The following is a 20,792-nucleotide window of genomic DNA, read 5'->3' as shown; positions in this document are numbered from 1 at the left end:
GCGGTGGCCGTCGAGCTCATGGGGGTTCCTCTTCGGAGGTTCAGAAAGTCCTTTTTTGGCGGTTCATACGAAGGGAACCCGCCAGAGGCAAACCGTTTCAGTATGAACACATGAACGAGTGCCAGTCCATCTCCGCGCGTAGACACGAAAATGACCGGCCTAGACTGAGCCCCATGGCGAAGTGGACACCGAAGCACGAGGCACCCGAGCCCCTCGAAGGGCCGGTCGTCGCCACCATCACCGGCGGAACGATCCTCTGGTTCGTCCTCTTCCTCGTCCAGGTCCCCTTCTACGGCTGGTTCGACGACCGGGACCTCACCTGGTGGGTGTGGACGTGCCTGGCGGGGGCCGGGCTCGGCCTGATCGGCATCTGGTACGTGCGGAAGCGGGACGCGGCGATCAAGCGGTACGCGGCGGCGCAGGCGGCGGCGACCACCGAGACCACCGGAAGCCCCGAGTCGCACCCGGGCACGAGCGCGTAGCACCAGGGGACGATTCCCCTCCTCCCCCGGTCTGATCTTCGCCCTCCTCGGCAGGTGAACGACCGAATCCGGTCGTACCGTCGAAAACATGACTCAGCGGGCGAAGATCGACACGGGCGGCGGCAGGTCCGAAGCCGGGACGGCGACGACCGGGCCGCCCGTCGTGCACCGCCCCGGAGGACTGACCTCCGCCGAGGTCGCCGAACGCGTCGCGCGCGGCGAGGTCAACGACGTACCCGTACGGAGCTCCCGCTCGACCACGGAGATCGTCCGCGCGAACGTCTTCACCCGCTTCAACGCGATCATCGGCGTGCTGTGGGTGATCATGCTGTTCGTCGCGCCGATCCAGGACAGCCTCTTCGGCTTCGTGATCGTCGCCAACACCGGCATCGGCATCATCCAGGAGCTCCGCGCCAAGAAGACCCTCGACGGTCTGGCGGTCATCGGCGAGGCGAAACCCACCGTCCGGCGCGACGGAGTGGCGGCCGAGCTGTCCACCTCGGAGATCGTCCTGGGCGACCTGATCGAGCTGGGCCCGGGCGACAAGGTCGTCGTCGACGGCGAGGTGGCGGAGGCCGACAGCCTGGAGATCGACGAGTCGCTCCTCACGGGCGAGGCGGACCCGGTGGTGAAGAAACCGGGCGACCGCATGATGTCCGGCTCGTTCGTGGTCGCCGGCGGCGGCGCGTTCACCGCCACCAAGGTCGGCCGCGAGGCGTACGCCGCCCAGCTCGCCGAGGAGGCCTCCCGCTTCACCCTGGTCCACTCCGAGCTGCGTACGGGCATCTCCACGATCCTCAAGTACGTGACGTGGATGATGGTCCCGACCGCCATCGGGCTCGTCATCAGCCAGCTCGTCGTGAAGGACGACAACTTCAAGGACGCGATCGCCCGCACGGTCGGCGGCATCGTCCCGATGATCCCCGAGGGCCTCGTCCTCCTCACCTCCGTCGCCTTCGCGATCGGCGTGATCCGCCTCGGCCGCAAGCAGTGCCTCGTGCAGGAGCTGCCGGCGATCGAGGGCCTGGCCCGGGTGGACGTGGTCTGCCTGGACAAGACGGGCACGCTCACCGAGGGCGGCATGGACGTCACGGAAGTGCGCGCCCTGAACGGATCGGACGAGACCTACGTACGCAAGGTCCTGGGCGCCCTCGGCGAGTCCGACCCCCGCCCGAACGCCTCCCTCCGGGCCATCATCGACGCCTACCCGGACACGGTGGAGTGGCGCTGCACGGAGAGCCTGCCGTTCTCCTCGGCCCGCAAGTACAGCGGGGCGTCCTTCAGCGAGGGGGACGGGGAGGACTCGACCTGGCTCCTGGGCGCCCCGGACGTCCTCCTGAAGGCGGGCGACCCGACACTCCCGGAGATCGACCACCTCAACGAGCAGGGCCTGCGGGTCCTGCTCCTGGCCCGTACGACCCGGGAACTCGACTCCCCCGAGGTGGCGGCGGACACCCGCCCCACCGCCCTGGTGGTCCTGGAACAGCGCCTGCGCCCCGACGCCCCCGACACCCTCGCCTACTTCGCCGACCAGAACGTCGCCACCAAGGTCATCTCGGGCGACAACGCGGTCTCGGTGGGAGCGGTGGCCGGAAAACTGAACATGCCGGGCGCGGAGAACACGGTGGACGCCCGGCACCTGCCCACCGCGCGGGAGGACATGGCGAAGGTCCTCGACGAGAACGCGGTCTTCGGCCGGGTCACCCCGCAGCAGAAGCGGGACATGGTCGCGGCGCTCCAGTCCCACGGCCACACGGTCGCCATGACGGGCGACGGCGTCAACGACGTCCTGGCCCTGAAGGACGCCGACATCGGCGTCTCGATGGGCTCGGGCTCGGAGGCGACGCGGGCGGTGGCGCAGATCGTCCTCCTGAACAACAGCTTCGCGACGCTCCCGTCGGTGGTGGCGGAAGGCCGCCGCGTCATCGGCAACATCACCCGAGTAGCCACCCTCTTCCTCACGAAGACGGTCTACTCGGTCCTCCTGGCGATCCTGGTGGTCGTCTCCCAGGTGGAGTACCCCTTCCTCCCCCGCCACCTGACCCTGCTCTCCACCCTCACGATCGGCATCCCGGCGTTCTTCCTCGCCCTCGCCCCCAACAAGGAACGCGCCAAGCCGAACTTCGTACGGCGGGTCATGCGGTACGCGATCCCCGGCGGCGTCGTCGCGGCGGCGGCCACCTTCACCACGTACGTGCTGGCGCGCCACTACTACACGGGCGAGGACGCCCTGGGCGCGGAGACCAGCGCGGCCACCCTCACCCTCTTCCTGGTCTCCATGTGGGTCCTCGCGATCATCGCCCGCCCCTACACCTGGTGGCGCGTCGCCCTGGTCGCCGCGATGGGAGCCGCCTTCCTCCTCGTCCTCGCCGTCCCGTGGCTCCAGGAGTTCTTCGCCCTGAAGCTGGTGGGCGTGACGATGCCCTGGACGGCGGTGGCCATCGCGGCGGCGGGCGCGGCACTGCTGGAACTCGCGTGGCGGTGGGTGGACCGGAGGTTCCCGGCGTAGCCGAGGCCCGACGTGGGGCGCGGCCGGCCCCGAAGCTCAAGCGCCGAGCTTCGAGCGGTGTTTGAGGGAATGGGATCGGGCCTGGGATTCAACCCACCCACCCACCCCGCGAGTTGACGGAGGGTGGCCGACTTGCCACGCAGTGTCATATGCCTCTAGCGTGACCGGCGAGCTTGGGAAACAAGCGACCCCCACAAGGTGCGGGAACACCTGGAGGGGGTCTCACCACCGAGATCGAGAGATCGGACCGATCACCATGGCTAACACCGACTTTAGTGCTGCCCCCCACCCCCTGGCCAACCCGGGATACGGCAAACGTGCCGCGCCGCACCAGCTCCCCCGGGGCCCGCAGGACTTCGCTCACCTCCCGGCCCGCGAGGCCGCCGTCGCCGCGTACATCGACCGGCTGCCCGAGGGCAGCGACATCTCGGTGAAGACGCTGGCCAAGCAGTTGCCGTACGGCCAGGTCGCCCTGAGCACCGCGCTCAACCGCATCCAGCGGGCAGGACATCTGCGGCGCGGACGCGAGTGCCCGAACGGAAAATGGATCACTCGAACGTGGTTCACCCGAACGCCGCGTGACAGCGCGTGGTGGGCGGCGTTCCAGCAGGGCGACGTCCCCCGCGAGTCGAAGCGGAACACGCGCTCACGCGCCTACGTCCTCCTCGCCGCCCTCGGCCGCTCCAACTCCGCGCTGTCCCTGTCGCATGCCGAGTGCCACGCCCTCACCCCGCTGGTCGAGGAGTGGTTCGACCGCGAGGCCACCGACGACTTCATCCTGCGCGTACTCACCACCGGCCTACCGCAGCCCGTCCATCACCCCGCCGGCCTCGTCCGCCGCCGCCTCACCGACAAGCTCCCGCCCCTCCCCATCCGCCGCACCCCGGCCCCGCCCCGCATCCTCGAATGCGGCACCTGCGGCGCGCCGGGATACGCCGACACCCTCGAAGGCGGCGACTGCGGTCCCTGCCGCGGCGAACCCGTCCCCCGCCCCCGAACCCCCCTCCCTGCCGCCCAGGTCCACACCAGGGTCGCCACCATCAGGGAAAGACTGGAAGCCGTCCGGAGGTGACCCGTCAGCCGAGGAAGGTCTTGCGCCACTCCAGCGGTGACATGGTGAGCGCGGCCTCGGCGAGGGCCTGGGCGGACGGCGTCTTGAGGCTGTTCAGGGACGTGTCGATCCAGTCCTGGACCAGGGTGTTGCCCTGGGCGCGGTACTCGACGGCCTGCACGAGGCACTCCAGCTTGTCCGCGTCCTTGGCCACGATCGCCTCGGGCGTGTCGTTGGCCTCGTACTCCTCCACCACACGCTGCACCCCGGCCCTCACCGCCGGGTGCGCGGCGGACACCTGATCGGCGGTGACCGTCTGATTCGTCGCGGCGTCGATGTAGCGGCGCCCGATGTGCGGGATGTCCCCGATCCGCGTCTCCTGCGTGTCGTGGAACAGACACATCAAGGCGACCTTGGCGGGGTCCACACCCTCCATCATGGCCAGGACGGCGCCGATGACGCCCACCCGGAACGAGTGTTCGGCGATCGACTCGGGATTGTTGTTGCCGGTGAACCACCATCCGGTCCGCTTGGCGTTCTTGAGCACGCCCATCTCGAAGATGAACCCGGCCGTACCCTGCGCGTTCGCCGTCTCGTCTGCCATGTGGTGACCTCCGGTTCTCAGGTGCGATCACGCAAAACGTAATGCACGGTGTCGAGTTCATGGCGGGCTCTTCCGGAGGCGACACCTTCGTCCAGCAGTCGGCCTGTGCGCTGAGCCAGGTCCCGTGCCAGTGGTGGTGACGCCTGCGGAAGCCATGGGTGGGCAGCCAGCAGGGCCCACAGGGTGTGCGCGTAGAGATCGACGTATCCCGGAGCTTGGTGCATCCCATGCGTGAGTCCGCGTAAGAGTGTGACGGGATCCCAGCCGGTCAGTTGCCGGTCCCGCATGAACTGGTCATCGGACTGGGGAAGCCGTACGCCGCCCAGCCAGTACGCCCAGTAGTTGAGGTTCGCCGCCTCAGCGGTGTCGTCACCGGCCAGGGAACGCTCGATGAAGTCCAGAAGTGGCTGGGGATCGCCCAGACGGGCCAGCGCCGTTGCAGTCGAGCGGGCCTCGGCCCAGTGCTCGGACCATCCTCGGCGGGCGAGAACTCCCCGCCGGGCGTGCAGGGCGAGCGCCGTCCACGCGGCTGCTTCCGGTCCCCGGTCGTACGAGGCGAGGTAGAGAGCCTGCCGGTGCAGCAGCGTGCCACCCCCAGGTCTCCGGGCAACCTCGGCAGTGCGGCGCAGGCGGTCGAAGAACAGCGCCCTGTCCTCCGACGCCAGCAGCGGAGCGGCGGCGGCAGGACCTCGCCGGGGACCCGTGACCCGTCCGGTGAGTGCCGGGGGCGCCACTCCGTTCAGGGCCCAGGCCAGCATGTGAGCAGTGTCCCGGGTGTGGACCCAGGTCGCGAGTGGGTGCAGCCCGATGTCATCCGCAGGCTCCAACGAGGCACCGATGATCTGGTCCGCGTCCATCGCCGCGTCCAAGAGCCCGACCACCGCCGGGTCCGCGCCCAGCACACCCAGTCGACGCCGCAGAGCCAGCAGCGCTCCGGCCTTCACGTTCGCCAGCGGTCTACGCCCCGACTCCCAGCCCTGCATCGTGCCCAGATCCACGGCCAACGCTTCCGCCATGGACACCTGCGTACGCGGGATGCTCTCGCGCGCCAGACGCAGCACGAATCCCGCAACGGTTCCTCGTACCGGCGGCTTCACCATGTCGGCTCCCGAGACCGCTCCGTCTCCTACACGTACTGCCAGTCAGTCCTACCGCGCCCGCCCCGACCGTACGTTCAAGACGCGGAAACAACCAGCACCCGTACGGGTCAAGGGCGTTGACGTCCTCGGCCCGCGAGAGGAGTGATCGTATGACCACCTCGGAACTGCCCCGCCGAACGCCCGGATCCAGCGGACGGATCCACCACTCCCCCGACCCGACCCCGGGCGCTCCCAGCCGGGCGCTCCGCATGCGGGCGGTTGCGGGCTGGGTGACGTTCATGCGGCGGGCCGAGGTCGGAGCCGTACGGGAGACGAAGACGTGAACCAGGTCGGTCACGACGGTTACGAGCAACACCCCCTGCTTCACACCCGCGTTCGCGACATCGCCAGTCAAGGCGAAGGTGAACTGACGGCGGTGACGCACGAGCTGCACAACGACGGCCGCGTGGTCCGCGTCGCCCACATTCGACCCACGAACGGCGTCGAGTGGACGACCTCGGCGGACAACATCCACGCCGCTGTCCCGTAGCCCGCCCTCACGGAGAACCCCGGCGCATGCCGGCCGAGACCCCGACCCTTCCATCCGGCGGGCCGGATGCCCCTGCGAACCAAGCCTGGAGAATCCCTTGTTCCACCACATGGACCGGCTCCCGACCGGATCGCCCCTGCCCATGGGCCACGCCACCCCCGCCCCCTGGGGCGTGCAGCGCATGGTCCCGTACCCCGCCATGGCTCCGGCCTGGTCGCGGGCCGAGGTCGACCCGGACAGCCAGACCGCCCGCTACTTCGACCAGGCGGGCCAGGTCATGGAGATGCCCGCGCACGGCACCAGTACCGGCACCAACCCGGCCACCAACACCGGCAACCCGGCCGACGGGTCCAGCGGGGGCGGCTCCGGCGGCGGGGACAGCGACACCGGGAACGATTCCGACCAGTGACCCACATCGGTCCGGTGCTGGTCGTCACCATGATCGACGACCCCACGGCCGACCTGGTGATCGGAGAGCTGCACGACCGGGGCGTCCCGGTCGTGCGGCTCGACTCGGGGGACTTCCCCGCCACCCTGTCGTTCGCGGCCACCCTCACGCCTCATGGCATCGCAGGAACACTGTCCACCCCCACGCGGACCGCCGACCTCTCCCGCGTACGGTCGCTGTACTACCGTCGGCCCTCCGGCTTCACCTTCACCCACCTCGACGAACAGGACGCCCGTTTCGCGGTCACCCAGGCCCGCTACGGTCTCGGTGGCATCCTGGCCTCGCTCCCCGACTGCCTGTACGTCAACCACCCCCACCGCATCGGCGATGCCGAGTTCAAGCCCTCCGGCCTCGCGGCCGCCCTTCGGTGCGGCTTCCGGGTCCCGCCGACACTGGTCACGTCGGACCCCGTCGCCGCCCGGTCCTTCATCCGGGCCCAGGGGCCCGTTCTCTACAAGCCGTTGTCGACGCCCCTCTACCGTGTCGACGGGGTGTCCTGCACCGTCGAGGTCGGCGAGGTCACTCTGGACCAGATCGACGAGCGTGTGGCCGGCACCGCCCACCTGTTCCAGCATCGGATCGACAAGATCGCCGATGTTCGTGTGACCGTCATCGGCCAGCAGGTGTTCTGCGTACGGATCGACTCCGGGCTGCTCGACTGGCGCACGGACTACGACCGGCTCAACTACACCGTCGTCCAACCGCCGCCGGGAATCACCGACGCCCTCCGCCGCTACCTCGACCACTTCGGACTGGTCTTCGGCGCTTTCGACTTCGCGGTGGACCGTGCGGGGGCATGGTGGTTCCTGGAGTGCAACCCCTCAGGCCAGTGGGCGTGGATGGCGCCGGAGACGGGACTGCCCATGGTCGCGGCCATGGCCGACCTTCTGGAGAGGAAGGCCACGTGAACGACGACGCGATCCTTCGACGGGACCTGGCCGACCGGCTGGCCGCAGGTGGTCACCTGCGCTCGGCCGGCTGGCGCCGGGCCGTGGTCCAAACACCTCGCCACGAGTTCCTACGCGGCGGCTACTTCCGGCGGGTCGACGGCAACGGCCCCACCGGCTGGGAGCCGGTCATGCCGGAGGACCCGGCGTGGCTCCCGGCCGCGTACTCGGACGAGTCGCTGGTGACCCAGATCGCCGGGACGATCACCCCGGGCGACATTCAGGGCCGGATCTTCCGGTCTCCGACCAGCTCCAGCACCATGCCGAGCCTCGTGGTGCGGATGCTCGAAGAGCTCCTTCTGGACGACGGCATGCGCGTCCTGGAGATCGGCACCGGTACCGGCTACTCGACCGCCCTCCTGTGTCACCGCCTCGGCGACGACCTCGTGACCTCGGTCGAGGTCGACGAGGACGTGTCCGTCCGTGCCCGCACCGCCCTCGGCAGCACGGGGCACATGCCCCGCCTGCTCGTCGGGGACGGTCTCGCCGGGGACCCGGACGGCAGCCCGTACGACCGGATCGTGGCCACCTGCGGAGTTCTGTCGATCCCACCCGCCTGGCTCGCCCAGTCCAGACCCGGCGGCCAGATCCTGGCCACCGTGTGCGGCTGGATGTACTCCTCCGAGCTCGCCCGCCTCATCATCGACGCCGACGGCGCCGCCCACGGCCGGCTCCTGGGCGGCCGCATCTCCTTCATGCCGGCCCGCCCCCAGGTCCCACCGTCCTTGGGAGTACTCCCCGATCTCACGAGCGGCGAGGAACGCGCCACCGCCCTCGGCCCGGACGCCTTGGACGACTGGACCACCCGCTTCGTCGCCCAACTCGCCGCGCCTCGGGCTCAGCTCATCCGGCTCTCCTCCGACGACGGCGAGGGGCGGCCCGTACTCATCGACGTGGCTGCGGGAGCGTGGGCCGCGCTCCACCGTGACGGCGACGATCGTTGGATCGTCCGCCAAGGCGGTCCGGACCGCCTGTGGAACCGGATCGAGGAAAACGTGGCTCGATGGCGCCAGGACGGCTCCCCCAGCCTCGACCGCTTCCGGATCACACTCACTCCGGAAGCACAGACCATCACCTGGCCGAACTGACCAAGGACAGCACTTCAAGACCCGCACCCCGGCCGCGAGGATGTGCTGGGTCAGGCGCCCGGTGTCGCCGTACGGACGAAGCGGGTGACGGCGGTCGCGTAGTCCTCGGGGTGGGTGACGTGCGGGATGTGGCCCGCGCCCTCGAAGGTGTGGTGCCGGGCGTGCGGCAGGACCGCGGCCAGGCGGTCGAGGACCGTCGCGAACCAGGCCGGGCTCTCGGTGCCGCGGCTCAGCTGGACCGGGACCGTGCAGGCGGAGAGGCCTTCGAGGTCCAGTTCGGGCCAGGACGGGTCGTTCTGCTCGTCCAGCCAGGTCTGGGCGTGCCGTACGAACGTCTCCCGCATCGCGGGCGGGAGCTTGTCCCACATGCCGGGGCCCAGCGCCACCTCCTCCACGAACGCGTGCGCCCCCTGCTCGTTCTCGCCCTTGCGGAGGTGGTCGAGGACGTTGTCGAAGGCGACGAGCGTCTGCTGCAGTTCCGCCATGGTCTCCGGGTCGTCGGCCACGACCCCCACCAGCGGGGGCTCGTGGACCGTGATGCTGCGGAACAGCTCCGGCCGCCGCGCCGCCAGGCCGAGGACGATCGACGCGCCGAAGGAACTGCCGGCGACGTGCGCGGGGGCGTGGCCGAGCCCCTCGATCAGCGCGGCGAGATCGTCCTCGTCCTGCCTCCGGGTGCCCTGCCCCGGCACCGCCTCGCTGTCACCGTGGCCGCGCCGGTCGTAGGCGATCACGGTGAAGGACGCCCGGATGTCCGCCTCGATCGCCCCCTGCCAACTCGTGCGGTCGCTCCACGAACCATGGACGAGGACGAGCGGTTCGCCCTCGCCCACGGAGTCGTAGGCGAGATTCACGTCGTCGGCACGAACATGCGGCATGCGGGGCCTCCTCGGGGCGGGTGAGGCGACGGGTCGCTCGGCGCCGCCGCCGCTCAGGTCTCTACCAGCCCGTTTCCGGGTCCCGCCCGCCGCCGCGCCGCCACGGCCCCCGGTCAGTCGAACCAGCGGTCCCTCGCCAGTTCCGCCGTCCTCGACGGGTCCTCCAGGAGGGCCGCCACCTCGAAGCGGCGGGGCCACTGGCCGGCCGCCCAGGCGAGGCCCGCCGCGACGCCCTCCAGGGTGGCGGCGTGGACGACGCCGTCGGGGGTGCGGCGCCAGTCGAGTTCGACGCCGCCGGCGTGGAGTTCCTCGTGCTCGATGTACGAGGAGGGGGTCGCCGGGCCCAGGAGGGCGTGGACCGACGGGGGGACCTCGTGCTCCTCGCCGACCGTCGTGACCTCCGCCTCCACCGCCTCGCTCAGGCGCCGGACCTGGAAGAGGTCCGCCAGGTCGTCCGCGCGGGTCGGGGAGACCGGGAGGAGCGGCAGGTCACCGGCCAGCGGAAGGAGGTCCGGGGCGTCCGCCACCAGGGCCTCCGAGGCCTCGACCACGACCAGGCTGCCGTCCACGACCGCGCGCAGGTCATCGGGGAGCGTCACCTGCTCGGGGTCCAGGTCCGCCAGCGCCGTGTACAGGGCGTGCAGCTGGGGCGCCGTCACCTCCCGCGTCGGGTCCGCCAGGCGGGCCAGGAGCTCCGCCGCGCCGCCCGGCTCGTCGAGGAGCGCCGCCACCGAGGTGCGGACGCCCAGCGCGCGGAGGACCTGCTCGTCCTCGAAGCCGGTCGCGTCGGCGGAGTCGTACAGGCCGGAGAGCAGCGGGTCCGAGCCCTCGGCGCGCAGGCCCGCCGGGCGGCGGCCGTCCAGGACCGGGTGGTCGCGCAGCCACCACGCCGTGTACGAGCGGACCGTCTCCGTCGTGCCGTCCGGGAGGAGGATCCGTACGGGCTGGGTCAGGGCGTCCCGCAGCGGCGGCTGCGCGAGGAGCGCCAGCGCCTGCGGCCAGGCGTCGTCGTCGACCAGGTCCAGGTCCCGTACGGCCACGATCTCCGTCGCCACGGGGGGTACGGCGGTCATCGGGAGGCGGTCCAGGACGTCCTCGCACCACACGTCGACCGCGTCGAGCAGGCCCGCGTCGTCCGGCTCCGGGTAGTCGCCCTCGCGGGGCTCCACCTCGTCCGGGTCGAGGACCAGGTCGGTCGCGCGGACCAGGGCGAAGTTCGCCAGGACCCCGCACGCGGCGAGGGGCTGCTCGCCCCAGCGGGACGCCAGCTCGGCGTCCACGAAGGCCAGTTCGTCCTCGCGCATCACGGCCGCGAACGCCGAGCCCGGCAGGACCAGTTCGCCCGCCGGGGACAGTTCGCCGTCCTCGTCGGGCAGGGCCAGCGCGCCGAGCCACGGCTCCTCGCCGGGGCCGAGCTCCGCGTCGCGGACCAGCGCGAGGACCGTGTCGGCCAGCTCCTCCGCGTCCGGCGCGTCCGCGTCCTCGTCCCAGATCTCCCCCGCGTCCAGCGACGCGGCGACCGCCGCCCGCACCTGCGGGGTCGTCAGGACCGCGCGGGGCGTGGCCGGCAGCGCGCCCAGCTTCTCCAGGAGCGGATGGGCCGCCTCCGGGTGCGCCACCTTCAGGCCGAGCCGCGTCAACTCGGCGGGCGTACGTTCCTGCGGAAGGAGGACCTGCCGAGGGCCGATCGTGGTACGGACCCTGGCCCCCTCCTCGGTCTCCGCGAGCGGCACCGGCAGGCCCGTCAGACGGTCCGGGTCGACGCCCGCGAGGGAGTCGTAGAGCCGCCACCACCACGTCGGCGCCCTGTCCACACCGGCCAGGCGGTCGATCGCCTCGGTGAGGGGTACGCGGCCGACGCCGAGGGTACGGAGCTCGGGGCGCCGCTCCAGGCCTGCGGGGAGCAGCGTCGGGAACACCTCGGCGAGGACGTCGACGGTCTCCGCTCCCGCGCCCTCCACGACCTCCGCCTCGATCGGACGCAGCGCGGGCAGCTCCTCGGACGGCGCGGCCGGCGCCAGGAACGCGACCCTCGGCAGCCGGTCCAGGATCGCCTCGCGCAGCGCCCCGTCAACATGGCCCTTGCCCAGCGGGCCGGGGACCAGGTCCAGGGTCGCGGTCGTCACCGGGTGCCAGTCGGCGAGGAGTTCGGCGTACGCGTCGGCCGCCCGCTGCACCAGGAAGTCGGTCAGCGGCCCGGGCGCCGGGTGCCGCCGGGCGGTGTCCAGCGGGAGCGACGCGATGAGCAGGGCGGGGATGCCGAGGGGCTCGTCGGTGGGGGTCGGCGCGTGCACGACGGGGGTCGTACGGGGGTAGCGCGGGGCCCCCTCCGCGTCCACCGGCACGGCCCAGGTGACCGACCAGTGCGGGCGGAGCCGCTCCTCGACCGGGCGGTCCTTGAGGAGGCCCGGATCGAGAGGGCCGCCGTGGCTGACGGTCCGCCAGCGGTGGGTGCCCGTGGCCGAGTCGTCGATACGGACGTAGCCGTCGTCCTCGGAGCGGCGGACGGTCCGTACGCCCCCGGCCGTCTCCACCACGATCTCCGCGAGACCCGGGAGGGTGAGGAGCAGCGCGTCGTCGACGGAGGTGAGCAGCCGCTCCGCCAGGTCCTCGGCCGCCGCGTCCCGCAGCGGGAGGACGACGACGGTGTCGTAGCCCTCGGGCGCGGTGCCCTCGGCGGGCAGCGGGAGCCGGAGGAGGGGGACGTGGCCGTCGCGGCGGCGCAGTTCGTCGCCGAGGCCCGGGCTGTACCGGGCGGCCTCGGCGGCCAGTTCGCGCGCCTCGGCGAGGGACCAGCGGACGCCGCCGTGCCGGCCGAGGACGGCGGGCTCGTCGCTCACCGCCAGGACGGCGGCGAACCCGACGCCGAAACGTCCTACGGCGCCGTGCGTCTGCTCGCGCTTGGCGGAGGCGCGGAGGGTCGACAGCGACTCGGCGCCCGCGGCGTCCAGCGGGGCGCCGGTGTTCGCCGCGGCGAGGACCGCGGGGCCCTCGTGGTCCGCCGGGTGCAGGGTCAGGCGGAGGCGGCCGGTGACGCCGGCGCGGTGGGCGGCGTCGGCGGCGTTCTGCGCCAGCTCGACGACGAGGCGGTCGCGGTAGCCGCCGAGTGCCAGGTCCTCCTCGGCGTTGGCGTCCTCCCGGAAGCGGGCCGGACTCGCGCCCCAGGCGTCGAGCACGCCCCGCCGCAGCCGTGCGGTGCCGAAGGGGTCGGTTCCGTCGGTCGTCGTCCGGACGCTGACGCTCACGTCTGACTCCACTCTGCGGGGCGGGACTGCCACCGGGCCATTGAGCCCGGGGCCCGAAGGTACCGTGCGCCACGGGGCGGGGACGGACGGGGCACGTCGGGGGTGGGGGGCGCGCGGGGTCGTTGGCCCTGGTGGGCGGGGCCTGCACCGACCCGGGCCCCGAAGCTGCCGGTCCGCGGACCCGCGCCCGTTGTGGGCGGCGCCCTCGCCGCGCCCGTTGTGGGCAGGCGTTCCGCAAGGGGCGTGGGGGCCCCTGCTCGAGCGAAGCCGAGAGCTTGGGGGAGGGTGGGCACAACGGACGGCGCCCTGCCGGCGCCAGAGGCTTACGCGCCTGGACCCGCACCACCAGTTCGGTACAGGGGGTGCGGGTCCGGGCGCGAAACGCGGAGGCGCCGCTGGGCGCGCCGTCCCGCGGGCGCGGCCCCGTTACGAGTGGCCCAGGTCCTCCGAGGACGCGTCCGGTTCCGTGGTGGAGCCGGAGTCCTTCGCCGGGCGGAGCGGGAAGGCGTCCGCGGCCATCGAGTCCAGGACCGGCGGCGCGGGCCGCGGCGGCTTCGGCATGACGGCCGCCTCCGAGTGCCCCCCGCAGCCGTACGCGAGGGACACGACCCGGCCGTCGGCCGGGGAGAACTCGTTCGCGCAGATGCCGAAGGCCTGCTTCAGGGACCCGGCCAGCGGCACAAGGAACGCGCAGGACTCGCAGGACGCCGGCGCCGCCTGTGCCATCGGGGTCTTCGCGCCGAACGCCTCGTCCCAGCGGTCCGCCGCCACGTGGAGGCCGTACCGGGACAGGACCCGGGCCCGGCGCATGCCGAGTTCCTCGGCGACCGCGGCGATCGCGCCCCGCGACGGGGTGCGCGAGGTGAGTTCCGCGTCCTCCTCGTCCAGGTGCTCCGACATCTCCTCCGACACGGCGGAGTTCGGCGGCGGCGTGTCCTCGCCCGAGTAGCCGGGCTCCAGGCGCAGATCGTCCTGTTCCGTGGGGAGGAGGTCTCCCGGCCCCATGTCGCCCGGCCGCAGCCGCTCGCTCCACGGCACCCACTCGGGGGCCATGAGGGCGTCCGATCCCGGCAGCAGGACGGTTTCGTCAAGCGTGACGTTCTTGGCGCGGGAGGCGCGCGTGACGGTCACCGCCCAGCGCCAGCCCCGGTAGCCGGGCTCCTTGGACTCGAAGTAGTGCGTGACGACGCGGTCGCCCTCCGCGACCACCTCGACGTGCGCGCCGACGATCCCGGGCGCGGCCGCCTCCTCGGCGGCCTCCCGCGCGAGGTCTACGGCCTCCGCGCACAGGCGGTCGGGGGTACGCGTGGCTCGCGGGGTACGCGGGGTACCGCTTCGCGTCGTCGCAGCACTCACAGGTCTCGCTTCTCTCCTACGCCGTCTCACGGGTGCGCCGGCCGAGGGGCGGGAGCGAAGCCACGGGCGGCGGGCGGAGCGGACCAGAGGGCCGCATCGACGTCCGCACCCGACTTGTCTCGCGCGTCTCGGGCACACCTATCGCCATCCATTCTGCGGGATGCCGAAGAGGCGCGCGGCCGAGAGATTCCGCCGGTGACGCGCTACGCACGCTACCCCGTTCGCGGGCCTCCGCCCACCTGCCCGTCCCAAGTGGCCCGTATCGCGGACGACGCGCCCGGGCGAACCGACGGGACGCGGAAGCCCGTACGCCGTGTGAAGCGGCCCTGTCACGGGCCCGCGGGGGCCGGTTTCCCAGGGCCGCGCGGCGGTCCGCCGGCCGTTCCCGGGGCGCGGTCCCTCGTCGTGCCACGGTTCGTCGGGCGCGCCCGTGGGGCACTATGACGGAGTGGCAGCCGCACGGTCCCCCGTACGATCACACGATCCCGCCGGGCCGCTCCGCCGAGCGGGCCGGAAGGTCGGGCGCGCCCTGCACCTGCCGTTCACCGGGACCGCGAAGGGCATCCGGAAGGCCACGCACGCGCACGGCGCGGGCGAGTCCGGGCTCGGGAAGCTGATCGAGCTGCACGCGGTGAACGGCGCCGGTGACGTCATGATCACCGTCGCCCTCGCCTCCACCGTGTTCTTCTCCGTGCCGACCGACGAGGCCCGCGGCCGCGTCGCGCTCTACCTCGCCGTCACGATGGCCCCCTTCACCCTCCTCGCCCCCGTGATCGGCCCGCTCCTGGACCGCGTCCCGCACGGGCGGCGCGCGGCGATGGCGGGCGCGATGCTCACCCGGGCCGTCCTCGCGATCATGATGTCGGGGGCCGTGGCGACGGGCGGTCTTGAGCTGTATCCCGCCGCGCTCGGCGTCCTCGTGGCCTCCAAGGCGTACGGGGTGGTCCGCAGTGCCGTCGTGCCCCGGCTCCTGCCGCCGAACTTCTCGCTCGTGAAGGCGAACTCCCGGGTCACCCTGGCCGGCCTGCTGGCCACCGGCATCGCCGCGCCCATCGGGGCGGGGCTCCAGCTGATCGGGCCGCGCTGGCCGCTGTACGGGGCGTGCGCACTGTTCCTGCTCGGGACGTTCTGGGCGCTGCGGATGCCGCCCAAGGTGGACTCCGCGAAGGGCGAGCGGCGGGCGCACCTGCTGACGCACGGCGAGAAGAAGCCGAGCCTGCGGACGGTGGGCCCGTCGGTGCTGCACGGGCTCCAGGCGAACGCCGCGCAGCGCATGCTGTCCGGTTTCCTGATCTTCTTCCTGGCGTTCCTGCTGCGCGAGCACCCGCTGTCCGGGCAGAGCGCCGCCGTCTCCCTCGGGATCGTGGGCGTGGCGGCGGGCACGGGGAACGCCTGCGGGACGGCGGTCGGCTCCCTGCTGCGGGACCGCGGCCACGGGCCGGAGGTGATCATCGCCACGATGATCAGCGTGGTCTGCGGTACGGCCATCTGCACGGCCGTCTTCTTCGGCGGCCTGATGGTCGCCGTCCTCGGCGCGGTCGCGGGGCTCACCCAGGCCCTGTCGAAGCTGTCCCTGGACGCGCTGATCCAGCGGGACGTGCCGGAGCTGGTGCGGACCTCGGCGTTCGCCCGCTCCGAGACGGCGCTGCAGATGGCGTGGGTGGTGGGCGGCGGGATCGGCATCTCCCTGCCCCTGAACGGCACCCTCGGCATGTCCGTCGCGGCCGGGATCCTGGCCGTGGGCGCGCTCCTCTCGGTCCGCGGCCTCCTGTCGGCGGCCCGGCGCCCGGGCCCGAAGGGCGGCCGGTCCAAGGCGAAAGTGGCCTAGGGCCGGACCGGGGGACACTCCGTACGAAGCGGTACGCCGTGGCGGCACGCCGTACCCCCGCGTGGCGCGGACGCGGCGGCCCGATAGCCTTCGGCTCATGACCGTTGCGTTCTTCTCCGGCTCGCGCCGCCGGGCCGCCGTCGCCCTCGGGGCCGTCTCCGCCGGGCTCCTCGTACTCTCCGCCTGCGACAAGCCGACTCCGCTCGCGACCCTGACGGTCGGGACCGACTCGGTGCACTCCGAGGCCGCCTGCTACAACGACGGCGACGCCATCAAGGAGTCACAGATCCAGCAGTGCCTCAACAAGAAGGCCGAGAAGACCATCACGGTCTCCACGGACGACAAGATCCGCTTCGGCGTGGACCCGGAGATCGCGGACCACGGCTGGACGATCTTCCTCGGCGGCCAGCAGGCCGAGCCCGAGCCGTACAAGAAGACGTACCGGACCATCCCGGCCAGCGCCTTCTTCTCCCAGTCGCCGACGGGTGAGGTCACCGACAAGACCCAGGTGACCATCGTGGAGAACACCGGCAAGAAGCTGACCGGCATCTGGCACTTCCAGCTGAAGAAGGACTCCTGATCCGCCGGTGGTCCACCGGATCCTGATCGTGACGGCCGTGGCGGCGGAGGCGGATTCCGTCTCCGCCGGCCTCGGCCTCGGCGCCCCGGAGCTCCTCCCGCTGCCGGGGGGGCTCACCCTGCGCCGTCACGACGGGCGCCTCGACGTGCTCGTCGGCGGGGTCGGCCCTGCCGCCGTCGCCGCCGCGACCGGGACGGCGCTCGCCCGCGGGTCCCTGACCGGGGACCCGTACGGACTCGTCCTGTCCGCCGGGATCGCCGGCGGCTTCCAGCCGGCCGCGCCGCTCGGGTCCGTCGTCGTGTCCTCGGCGATCGTCGCCGCCGACCTCGGGGCCGAGACCCCGGACGGGTACCTCGCCGTCGACGAGCTCGGCTTCGGCCGCTCCGTGCACCCGGTGCCCGAGGCGCTGACCGGGCGGATCACCGCCGCCCTGGAGACCGCCGGGGGCCCGCCGTACGCCCTCGCGCCCGTCCTCACCGTCTCCACCGTCACCGGCACCGCCCGCCGCGCCGCCGAACTCGCGGAGCGGCACCCGACGGCCGCGGCCGAGGCGATGGAGGGCTTCGGCGTCGCCGAGGCCGCCGCCGCGTACGGCGTGCCGGTCGTCGAGATCCGTGCCGTGTCGAACGCCGTCGGCCCCCGCGACCGCGCCGCCTGGCGCATCGGCGAGGCCCTGGGCGCCCTCCGGCTCGCCTTCGAGCCGCTCAGCAGAACCGTCTTCGTGGAGTCGTGGGAGCCGTCGTGACCAAGCTCAAGATCGCCTACTCGCCCTGCCCCAACGACACCTTCGTCTTCGACGCCTGGGCGCACGGCCGGGTCCCCGGCGCGCCGCGGCTCGACGTGACGTTCGCGGACATCGACGTCACCAACGGCTGGGCGGAGAGCGGCAGGGACACCCACGACGTCCTGAAGGTGTCGTACGCGGTGCTGCCGTGGATCCTCGACGAGTACGCCCTGCTGCCCTGCGGCGGCGCCCTGGGCCGCGGCTGCGGGCCGCTCGTCCTCACGCGGGACGCGGGGACGGGGGCCGACCTGGCGGGGAAGACGGTCGCGGTGCCGAGCGAGCGCTCGACCGCGTACCTGCTGTTCCGGCTGTGGGCGGCCGAGAAGGTGCCCGGCGGGGTCGGGGACGTCGTCGTGATGCCGTTCCACGAGATCATGCCCGCCGTACGGGACGGGAAGGTCGACGCGGGGCTCGTCATCCACGAGGCCCGCTTCACGTACGGGAACTACGGGCTGCACTGCCTCGCCGACATGGGCGAGCACTGGGAGTCCACGACCGGGCTCCCGATCCCGCTGGGCGCGATCGTCGCCCGTCGTTCCCTGGGCGCCGAGACGCTTGAGCTGCTCGCCGAGTCCGCCCGGGCGTCGGTACGGATGGCCTGGGACGATCCGGCGGCCTCCCGGCCGTACGTCCTGGAGCACGCCCAGGAGATGGACCCGAAGGTGGCCGACCAGCACATCGGCCTCTACGTGAACGAGTTCACGGCCGACCTCGGCGAGCACGGCTACGCGGCGGTCCGCGGGCTGCTCACGCGCGCCGCGGCCGAGGGGCTCGTACCGCCCCTCGGCCCGGACGCGCTGCGCTTCCCGTAGGGACGGGCTACACGTCGAGCTGGTCGGCGACCGCGCGGAGCAGGCCGGCGATCTTCTTGCCCGCCGCCTTCTCCGGGTAGCGGCCGCGCTCCAGCATCGGCGTGATGTTCTCCAGGAGCGTCGTCAGGTCCTGGACGATGGACGCCAGTTCGTCGGGCTTACGGCGCTGCGCCGCGGCGACGGACGGGGTCGGGTCGAGGATCGTGACGGACAGCGCCTGGTCGCCGCGCTGGCCGGCGACGACCCCGAACTCCACCCGCTGACCAGGCTTCAGTGCGTCGACTCCGGCAGGGAGCACCGACGAGTGGACGAAGACGTCGCCGCCGTCGTCGCGGGAGAGAAAGCCGAAGCCCTTCTCGGTGTTGAACCATTTGACCTTGCCGGTAGGCACGTCTGTCCTCGTCCTCGTCCTCGTCGATGGGGATGGCAAACAGCGGGTCGTCGGCCGACCCGCCGGCACCAGGCTAATGGGCAGGAGGCCGGTGACAAGACGCCGCCGATGTGTTCCTCCGGCCTGGGAACTACCCTGGCCCGATGCGTAGTGAAACCCCCGCCGTGCCGGTGGACGACAGTGCCCCGGGTGACGGACTCGTCAAAGCCGGTGTGATCCTGTTCGCGGTCGGCGCGGTCGCGACGCTGGTCACGGTGGCCCCGCTGTTCCTGGGGACGGACCCGTTCCCCACCGTCGCGTACCTCGTGTCGATGCTGATGGGCGTCGGATTCCTGGTGGCCGCCGCCGGGGTGCTGCGCTCGGTCGCGGCCCAGCGGCGGCAGGCCCGTTCCGGCCGGACGGCCTGAGGCTCAGGCCAGGTACCCGTCCCACCAGGCGCGGAAGTCCGTCAGGTCCGGCAGGACCACGTCCGCGCCGGCCTCGCGCAGCTCCTCGGCGGGGCAGGGGCCGGTCGCGACGGCCACCGAGAAGGCGCCCGCTGCGGCGGCGCCCCTGACGTCGCCGACGTGGTCCCCGACGTACACCCCGGCGCCGTGCGCGCGCAGCGCCTCCGCCTTGCCCTCGGCCCACAGGCCGCCCGCGACCGCGTGGGGCTCGATGCCGAGGTGGGCCAGGTGCAGCTCGACGTGCGGCCCGTTCTTCGCGCTGACGACGATCGTGCGGCCGCCCGCCTCGCGCACGGCCTCGATGGCGTCCCGGGCGCCCGGCATCGGGACCGTGGGCTCGATCGCGTACGAGGGGTAGAGCGCCCGGTAGCGGGCGGTCATCTCGGTGACGTGCTCCGCGGGGAACCAGTGCGCCATCTCCTGCTCCAGGGGCGGCCCGAGGCGGCTCACGACGAGGTCGGCGTCGACCGGGACCCCGACCTCCGCGGAGAACGCGACCCAGGTCGCCCTGATGCCCGGGCGGGTGTCGAGCAGGGTCAGGTCGAGGTCGAAACCGACGGTGGGCGCGTTCGCGGGCGGTGTGGTCGTCATGGAGCCATTGTCCGGAGGCCCTGAATAGCACATGTGTTCGCACAGAGCGGCTGCTTAAACTGAGGCGAGCCTAACCAAACCTGCACTCCCCCGATGGGTCCCGATGCCAGCCGCTTTCCGAACCAGACGGGTCCTCGCGACCTCGGCGGCCCTCGTCGCCCTGCTCCTCGCCGTCCTCCTCAGCCTCGCCGTGGGCGCCCGCCCCATCGCGCCCTCCACCGTCCTCGACGCCCTCCTGCACGGCGCGACCGGCGACGACGCCGAGGTCGTCCGGCAGCTCCGCGTCCCCCGGACCCTCATCGGGCTGATGGTCGGCGCCGCCCTCGCGCTCGCCGGCACCGCCCTCCAGGGCATCACCCGCAACCCGATCGCCGACCCCGGCATCCTCGGCATCAGCCAGGGCTCGTCGGTCGCCGTCGTCCTCGCCATCGCCTTCCTCGGGGTGCACGAGCTCAGCGGGTACGTGTGGTTCGCCTTCGCCGGCGCCGCCCTCGCCTCGGTCGCCGTCTACGCGATCGCCGCCGCCGGGCGCGGCGGCGCCACGCCCGTGAAGCTGGCGCTCGGCGGAGCCGCGATCAACGCGCTGCTGCTCTCCGTCACCACCGGCGTCCTCACGACCAGGGCCTCGGCGCTCGACGAGTTCCGGTTCTGGCAGATCGGCTCCCTCGACGGCCGCGACACCGAGATCGTCGGCCAGATCTGGCCCTTCCTGCTGCTCGGCGCGGTCCTCGTGCTCTGCGTGGCACGCGGACTCGACGCGCTCGCGCTCGGCGAGGACGTCGCCAAGGGGCTCGGGCAACGGGTCGCGACCGTACGGATCGTGGGCGGGCTCGGCGCGACCGTCCTCACCGGAGCGGCCGTCGCCGCCGCGGGACCCGTCGCCTTCGTCGGCCTCGCCGTCCCCCACATCGCCCGCGCCGTCGTCGGCTCCGACCACCGCTGGGTGCTGCCGATGGCCGCGGTCATCGGGCCGGTGATGCTGCTCGTCGCCGATGTCGCCGGGCGGATCGTGTTCCCTCCCGGCGAGATCCCGGCCGGGGTGATGACCGCACTGATCGGCGTGCCGTTCCTGGTCACGCTGGTACGGCGGAAGGCGGTGCCGGCATGAGCGCGCCGCCGACCG

At 72.6% G+C, this 20,792-nt stretch carries 20 protein-coding genes; 13 read left to right on the top strand and 7 right to left on the bottom strand.

Features of this window, described 5'->3' with window-relative positions; all coding sequences use genetic code 11:
- Positions 1-173 precede the first annotated feature (173 nt).
- The 3 genes from AB5J54_RS22760 (at position 174) to AB5J54_RS22750 (ending at position 4,063) form a co-directional block, all read left to right on the top strand.
- Entirely contained in the window at positions 174-482 is a 309-nt protein-coding gene (locus tag AB5J54_RS22760) for a DUF2530 domain-containing protein (protein WP_369145750.1), read from the top strand.
- Positions 483-570: 88 nt separating this feature from the next.
- Positions 571-2,991, top strand: coding sequence for an HAD-IC family P-type ATPase (locus AB5J54_RS22755; protein ID WP_369145749.1), 2,421 nt, complete (start codon positions 571-573; stop codon positions 2,989-2,991).
- Positions 2,992-3,247: 256 nt separating this feature from the next.
- Positions 3,248-4,063, top strand: a complete 816-nt coding sequence (locus tag AB5J54_RS22750) for a hypothetical protein (protein ID WP_369145748.1) — start codon at positions 3,248-3,250, stop codon at positions 4,061-4,063.
- 4 nt (positions 4,064-4,067) lie between these two features.
- Here AB5J54_RS22750 and AB5J54_RS22745 read toward each other — a convergent pair whose 3' ends face one another.
- Positions 4,068-4,646, bottom strand: coding sequence for an HD family hydrolase (locus tag AB5J54_RS22745; protein ID WP_369145747.1), 579 nt, complete (start codon positions 4,644-4,646; stop codon positions 4,068-4,070).
- A 17-nt stretch (positions 4,647-4,663) separates the two neighbouring features.
- Positions 4,664-5,746 carry an XRE family transcriptional regulator gene (locus AB5J54_RS22740; protein ID WP_369145746.1) on the bottom strand — a complete coding sequence of 361 codons (1,083 nt, stop codon included), beginning with the start codon at positions 5,744-5,746 and terminating at the stop codon, positions 4,664-4,666.
- A 149-nt stretch (positions 5,747-5,895) separates the two neighbouring features.
- Here AB5J54_RS22740 and AB5J54_RS22735 point away from each other — a divergent pair, with 149 nt between their 5' ends.
- The 4 genes from AB5J54_RS22735 (at position 5,896) to tgmC (ending at position 8,758) form a co-directional block, all read left to right on the top strand.
- Positions 5,896-6,069 carry a hypothetical protein gene (locus AB5J54_RS22735; RefSeq protein WP_369145745.1) on the top strand — a complete coding sequence of 58 codons (174 nt, stop codon included), beginning with the start codon at positions 5,896-5,898 and terminating at the stop codon, positions 6,067-6,069.
- A 303-nt stretch (positions 6,070-6,372) separates the two neighbouring features.
- On the top strand, positions 6,373-6,684 hold the full coding sequence (gene tgmA, locus AB5J54_RS22730; protein ID WP_369145744.1) for a putative ATP-grasp-modified RiPP: 312 nt from the start codon (positions 6,373-6,375) through the stop codon (positions 6,682-6,684).
- Entirely contained in the window at positions 6,681-7,631 is a 951-nt protein-coding gene (gene tgmB / locus AB5J54_RS22725) for an ATP-grasp ribosomal peptide maturase (RefSeq protein WP_369145743.1), read from the top strand. The genes tgmA and tgmB overlap by 4 nt, the downstream gene beginning before the upstream one ends.
- Positions 7,628-8,758, top strand: a complete 1,131-nt coding sequence (gene tgmC, locus AB5J54_RS22720; RefSeq protein ID WP_369145742.1) for an ATP-grasp peptide maturase system methyltransferase — start codon at positions 7,628-7,630, stop codon at positions 8,756-8,758. The genes tgmB and tgmC overlap by 4 nt, the downstream gene beginning before the upstream one ends.
- 50 nt (positions 8,759-8,808) lie before the next feature.
- Here the strand turns inward: tgmC and AB5J54_RS22715 are convergent, their stop codons facing one another.
- The 3 genes from AB5J54_RS22715 to AB5J54_RS22705 form a co-directional block, all read right to left on the bottom strand.
- The gene (locus AB5J54_RS22715; RefSeq protein ID WP_369145741.1) at positions 8,809-9,636 is read right to left on the bottom strand and encodes an alpha/beta fold hydrolase; all 828 of its coding nucleotides are present in this window, start codon (positions 9,634-9,636) and stop codon (positions 8,809-8,811) included.
- A 113-nt stretch (positions 9,637-9,749) separates the two neighbouring features.
- Complete coding sequence (locus AB5J54_RS22710) at positions 9,750-12,893, bottom strand: sacsin N-terminal ATP-binding-like domain-containing protein (protein ID WP_369149426.1); 3,144 nt, start codon at positions 12,891-12,893, stop codon at positions 9,750-9,752.
- A 414-nt stretch (positions 12,894-13,307) separates the two neighbouring features.
- The gene (locus AB5J54_RS22705) at positions 13,308-14,237 is read right to left on the bottom strand and encodes a DUF3027 domain-containing protein (RefSeq protein WP_369145740.1); all 930 of its coding nucleotides are present in this window, start codon (positions 14,235-14,237) and stop codon (positions 13,308-13,310) included.
- Positions 14,238-14,685: 448 nt separating this feature from the next.
- On the opposite strand from AB5J54_RS22705, the gene AB5J54_RS22700 reads away from it, so the two are divergent.
- The 4 genes from AB5J54_RS22700 (at position 14,686) to AB5J54_RS22685 (ending at position 18,241) form a co-directional block, all read left to right on the top strand.
- Positions 14,686-16,065 (top strand): MFS transporter, encoded by a 1,380-nt coding sequence (locus tag AB5J54_RS22700; RefSeq protein ID WP_369145739.1) that lies wholly within the window; start codon positions 14,686-14,688, stop codon positions 16,063-16,065.
- Positions 16,066-16,162: 97 nt separating this feature from the next.
- Positions 16,163-16,645, top strand: a complete 483-nt coding sequence (locus tag AB5J54_RS22695; RefSeq protein WP_351184847.1) for a DUF2771 domain-containing protein — start codon at positions 16,163-16,165, stop codon at positions 16,643-16,645.
- Positions 16,646-16,652: 7 nt separating this feature from the next.
- On the top strand, positions 16,653-17,390 hold the full coding sequence (locus tag AB5J54_RS22690) for a futalosine hydrolase (RefSeq protein ID WP_369145738.1): 738 nt from the start codon (positions 16,653-16,655) through the stop codon (positions 17,388-17,390).
- The gene (locus tag AB5J54_RS22685; RefSeq protein ID WP_369145737.1) at positions 17,387-18,241 is read left to right on the top strand and encodes a 1,4-dihydroxy-6-naphthoate synthase; all 855 of its coding nucleotides are present in this window, start codon (positions 17,387-17,389) and stop codon (positions 18,239-18,241) included. The genes AB5J54_RS22690 and AB5J54_RS22685 overlap by 4 nt, the downstream gene beginning before the upstream one ends.
- A 7-nt stretch (positions 18,242-18,248) precedes the next feature.
- On the opposite strand, the gene AB5J54_RS22680 is transcribed toward AB5J54_RS22685, so the two are convergent.
- On the bottom strand, positions 18,249-18,632 hold the full coding sequence (locus tag AB5J54_RS22680) for a cold-shock protein (RefSeq protein WP_369145736.1): 384 nt from the start codon (positions 18,630-18,632) through the stop codon (positions 18,249-18,251).
- Between the two features lie 143 nt (positions 18,633-18,775).
- Between AB5J54_RS22680 and AB5J54_RS22675 the strand changes: the two genes are divergently transcribed.
- Positions 18,776-19,039 carry a hypothetical protein gene (locus tag AB5J54_RS22675; protein ID WP_369145735.1) on the top strand — a complete coding sequence of 88 codons (264 nt, stop codon included), beginning with the start codon at positions 18,776-18,778 and terminating at the stop codon, positions 19,037-19,039.
- A gap of 3 nt (positions 19,040-19,042) precedes the next feature.
- Here the strand turns inward: AB5J54_RS22675 and AB5J54_RS22670 are convergent, their stop codons facing one another.
- Positions 19,043-19,669 carry an HAD family hydrolase gene (locus AB5J54_RS22670; RefSeq protein ID WP_369145734.1) on the bottom strand — a complete coding sequence of 209 codons (627 nt, stop codon included), beginning with the start codon at positions 19,667-19,669 and terminating at the stop codon, positions 19,043-19,045.
- 103 nt (positions 19,670-19,772) lie between these two features.
- Here AB5J54_RS22670 and AB5J54_RS22665 point away from each other — a divergent pair, with 103 nt between their 5' ends.
- Positions 19,773-20,777, top strand: coding sequence for a FecCD family ABC transporter permease (locus tag AB5J54_RS22665; RefSeq protein WP_369145733.1), 1,005 nt, complete (start codon positions 19,773-19,775; stop codon positions 20,775-20,777).
- Positions 20,778-20,792 lie beyond the last annotated feature (15 nt).

The organism is Streptomyces sp. R44, assembly GCF_041053105.1.
Classification (GTDB): domain Bacteria; phylum Actinomycetota; class Actinomycetes; order Streptomycetales; family Streptomycetaceae; genus Streptomyces.
Note: the sequence above shows the minus strand (reverse complement) of the source record. Positions and strands in the feature narration are given on the sequence as shown.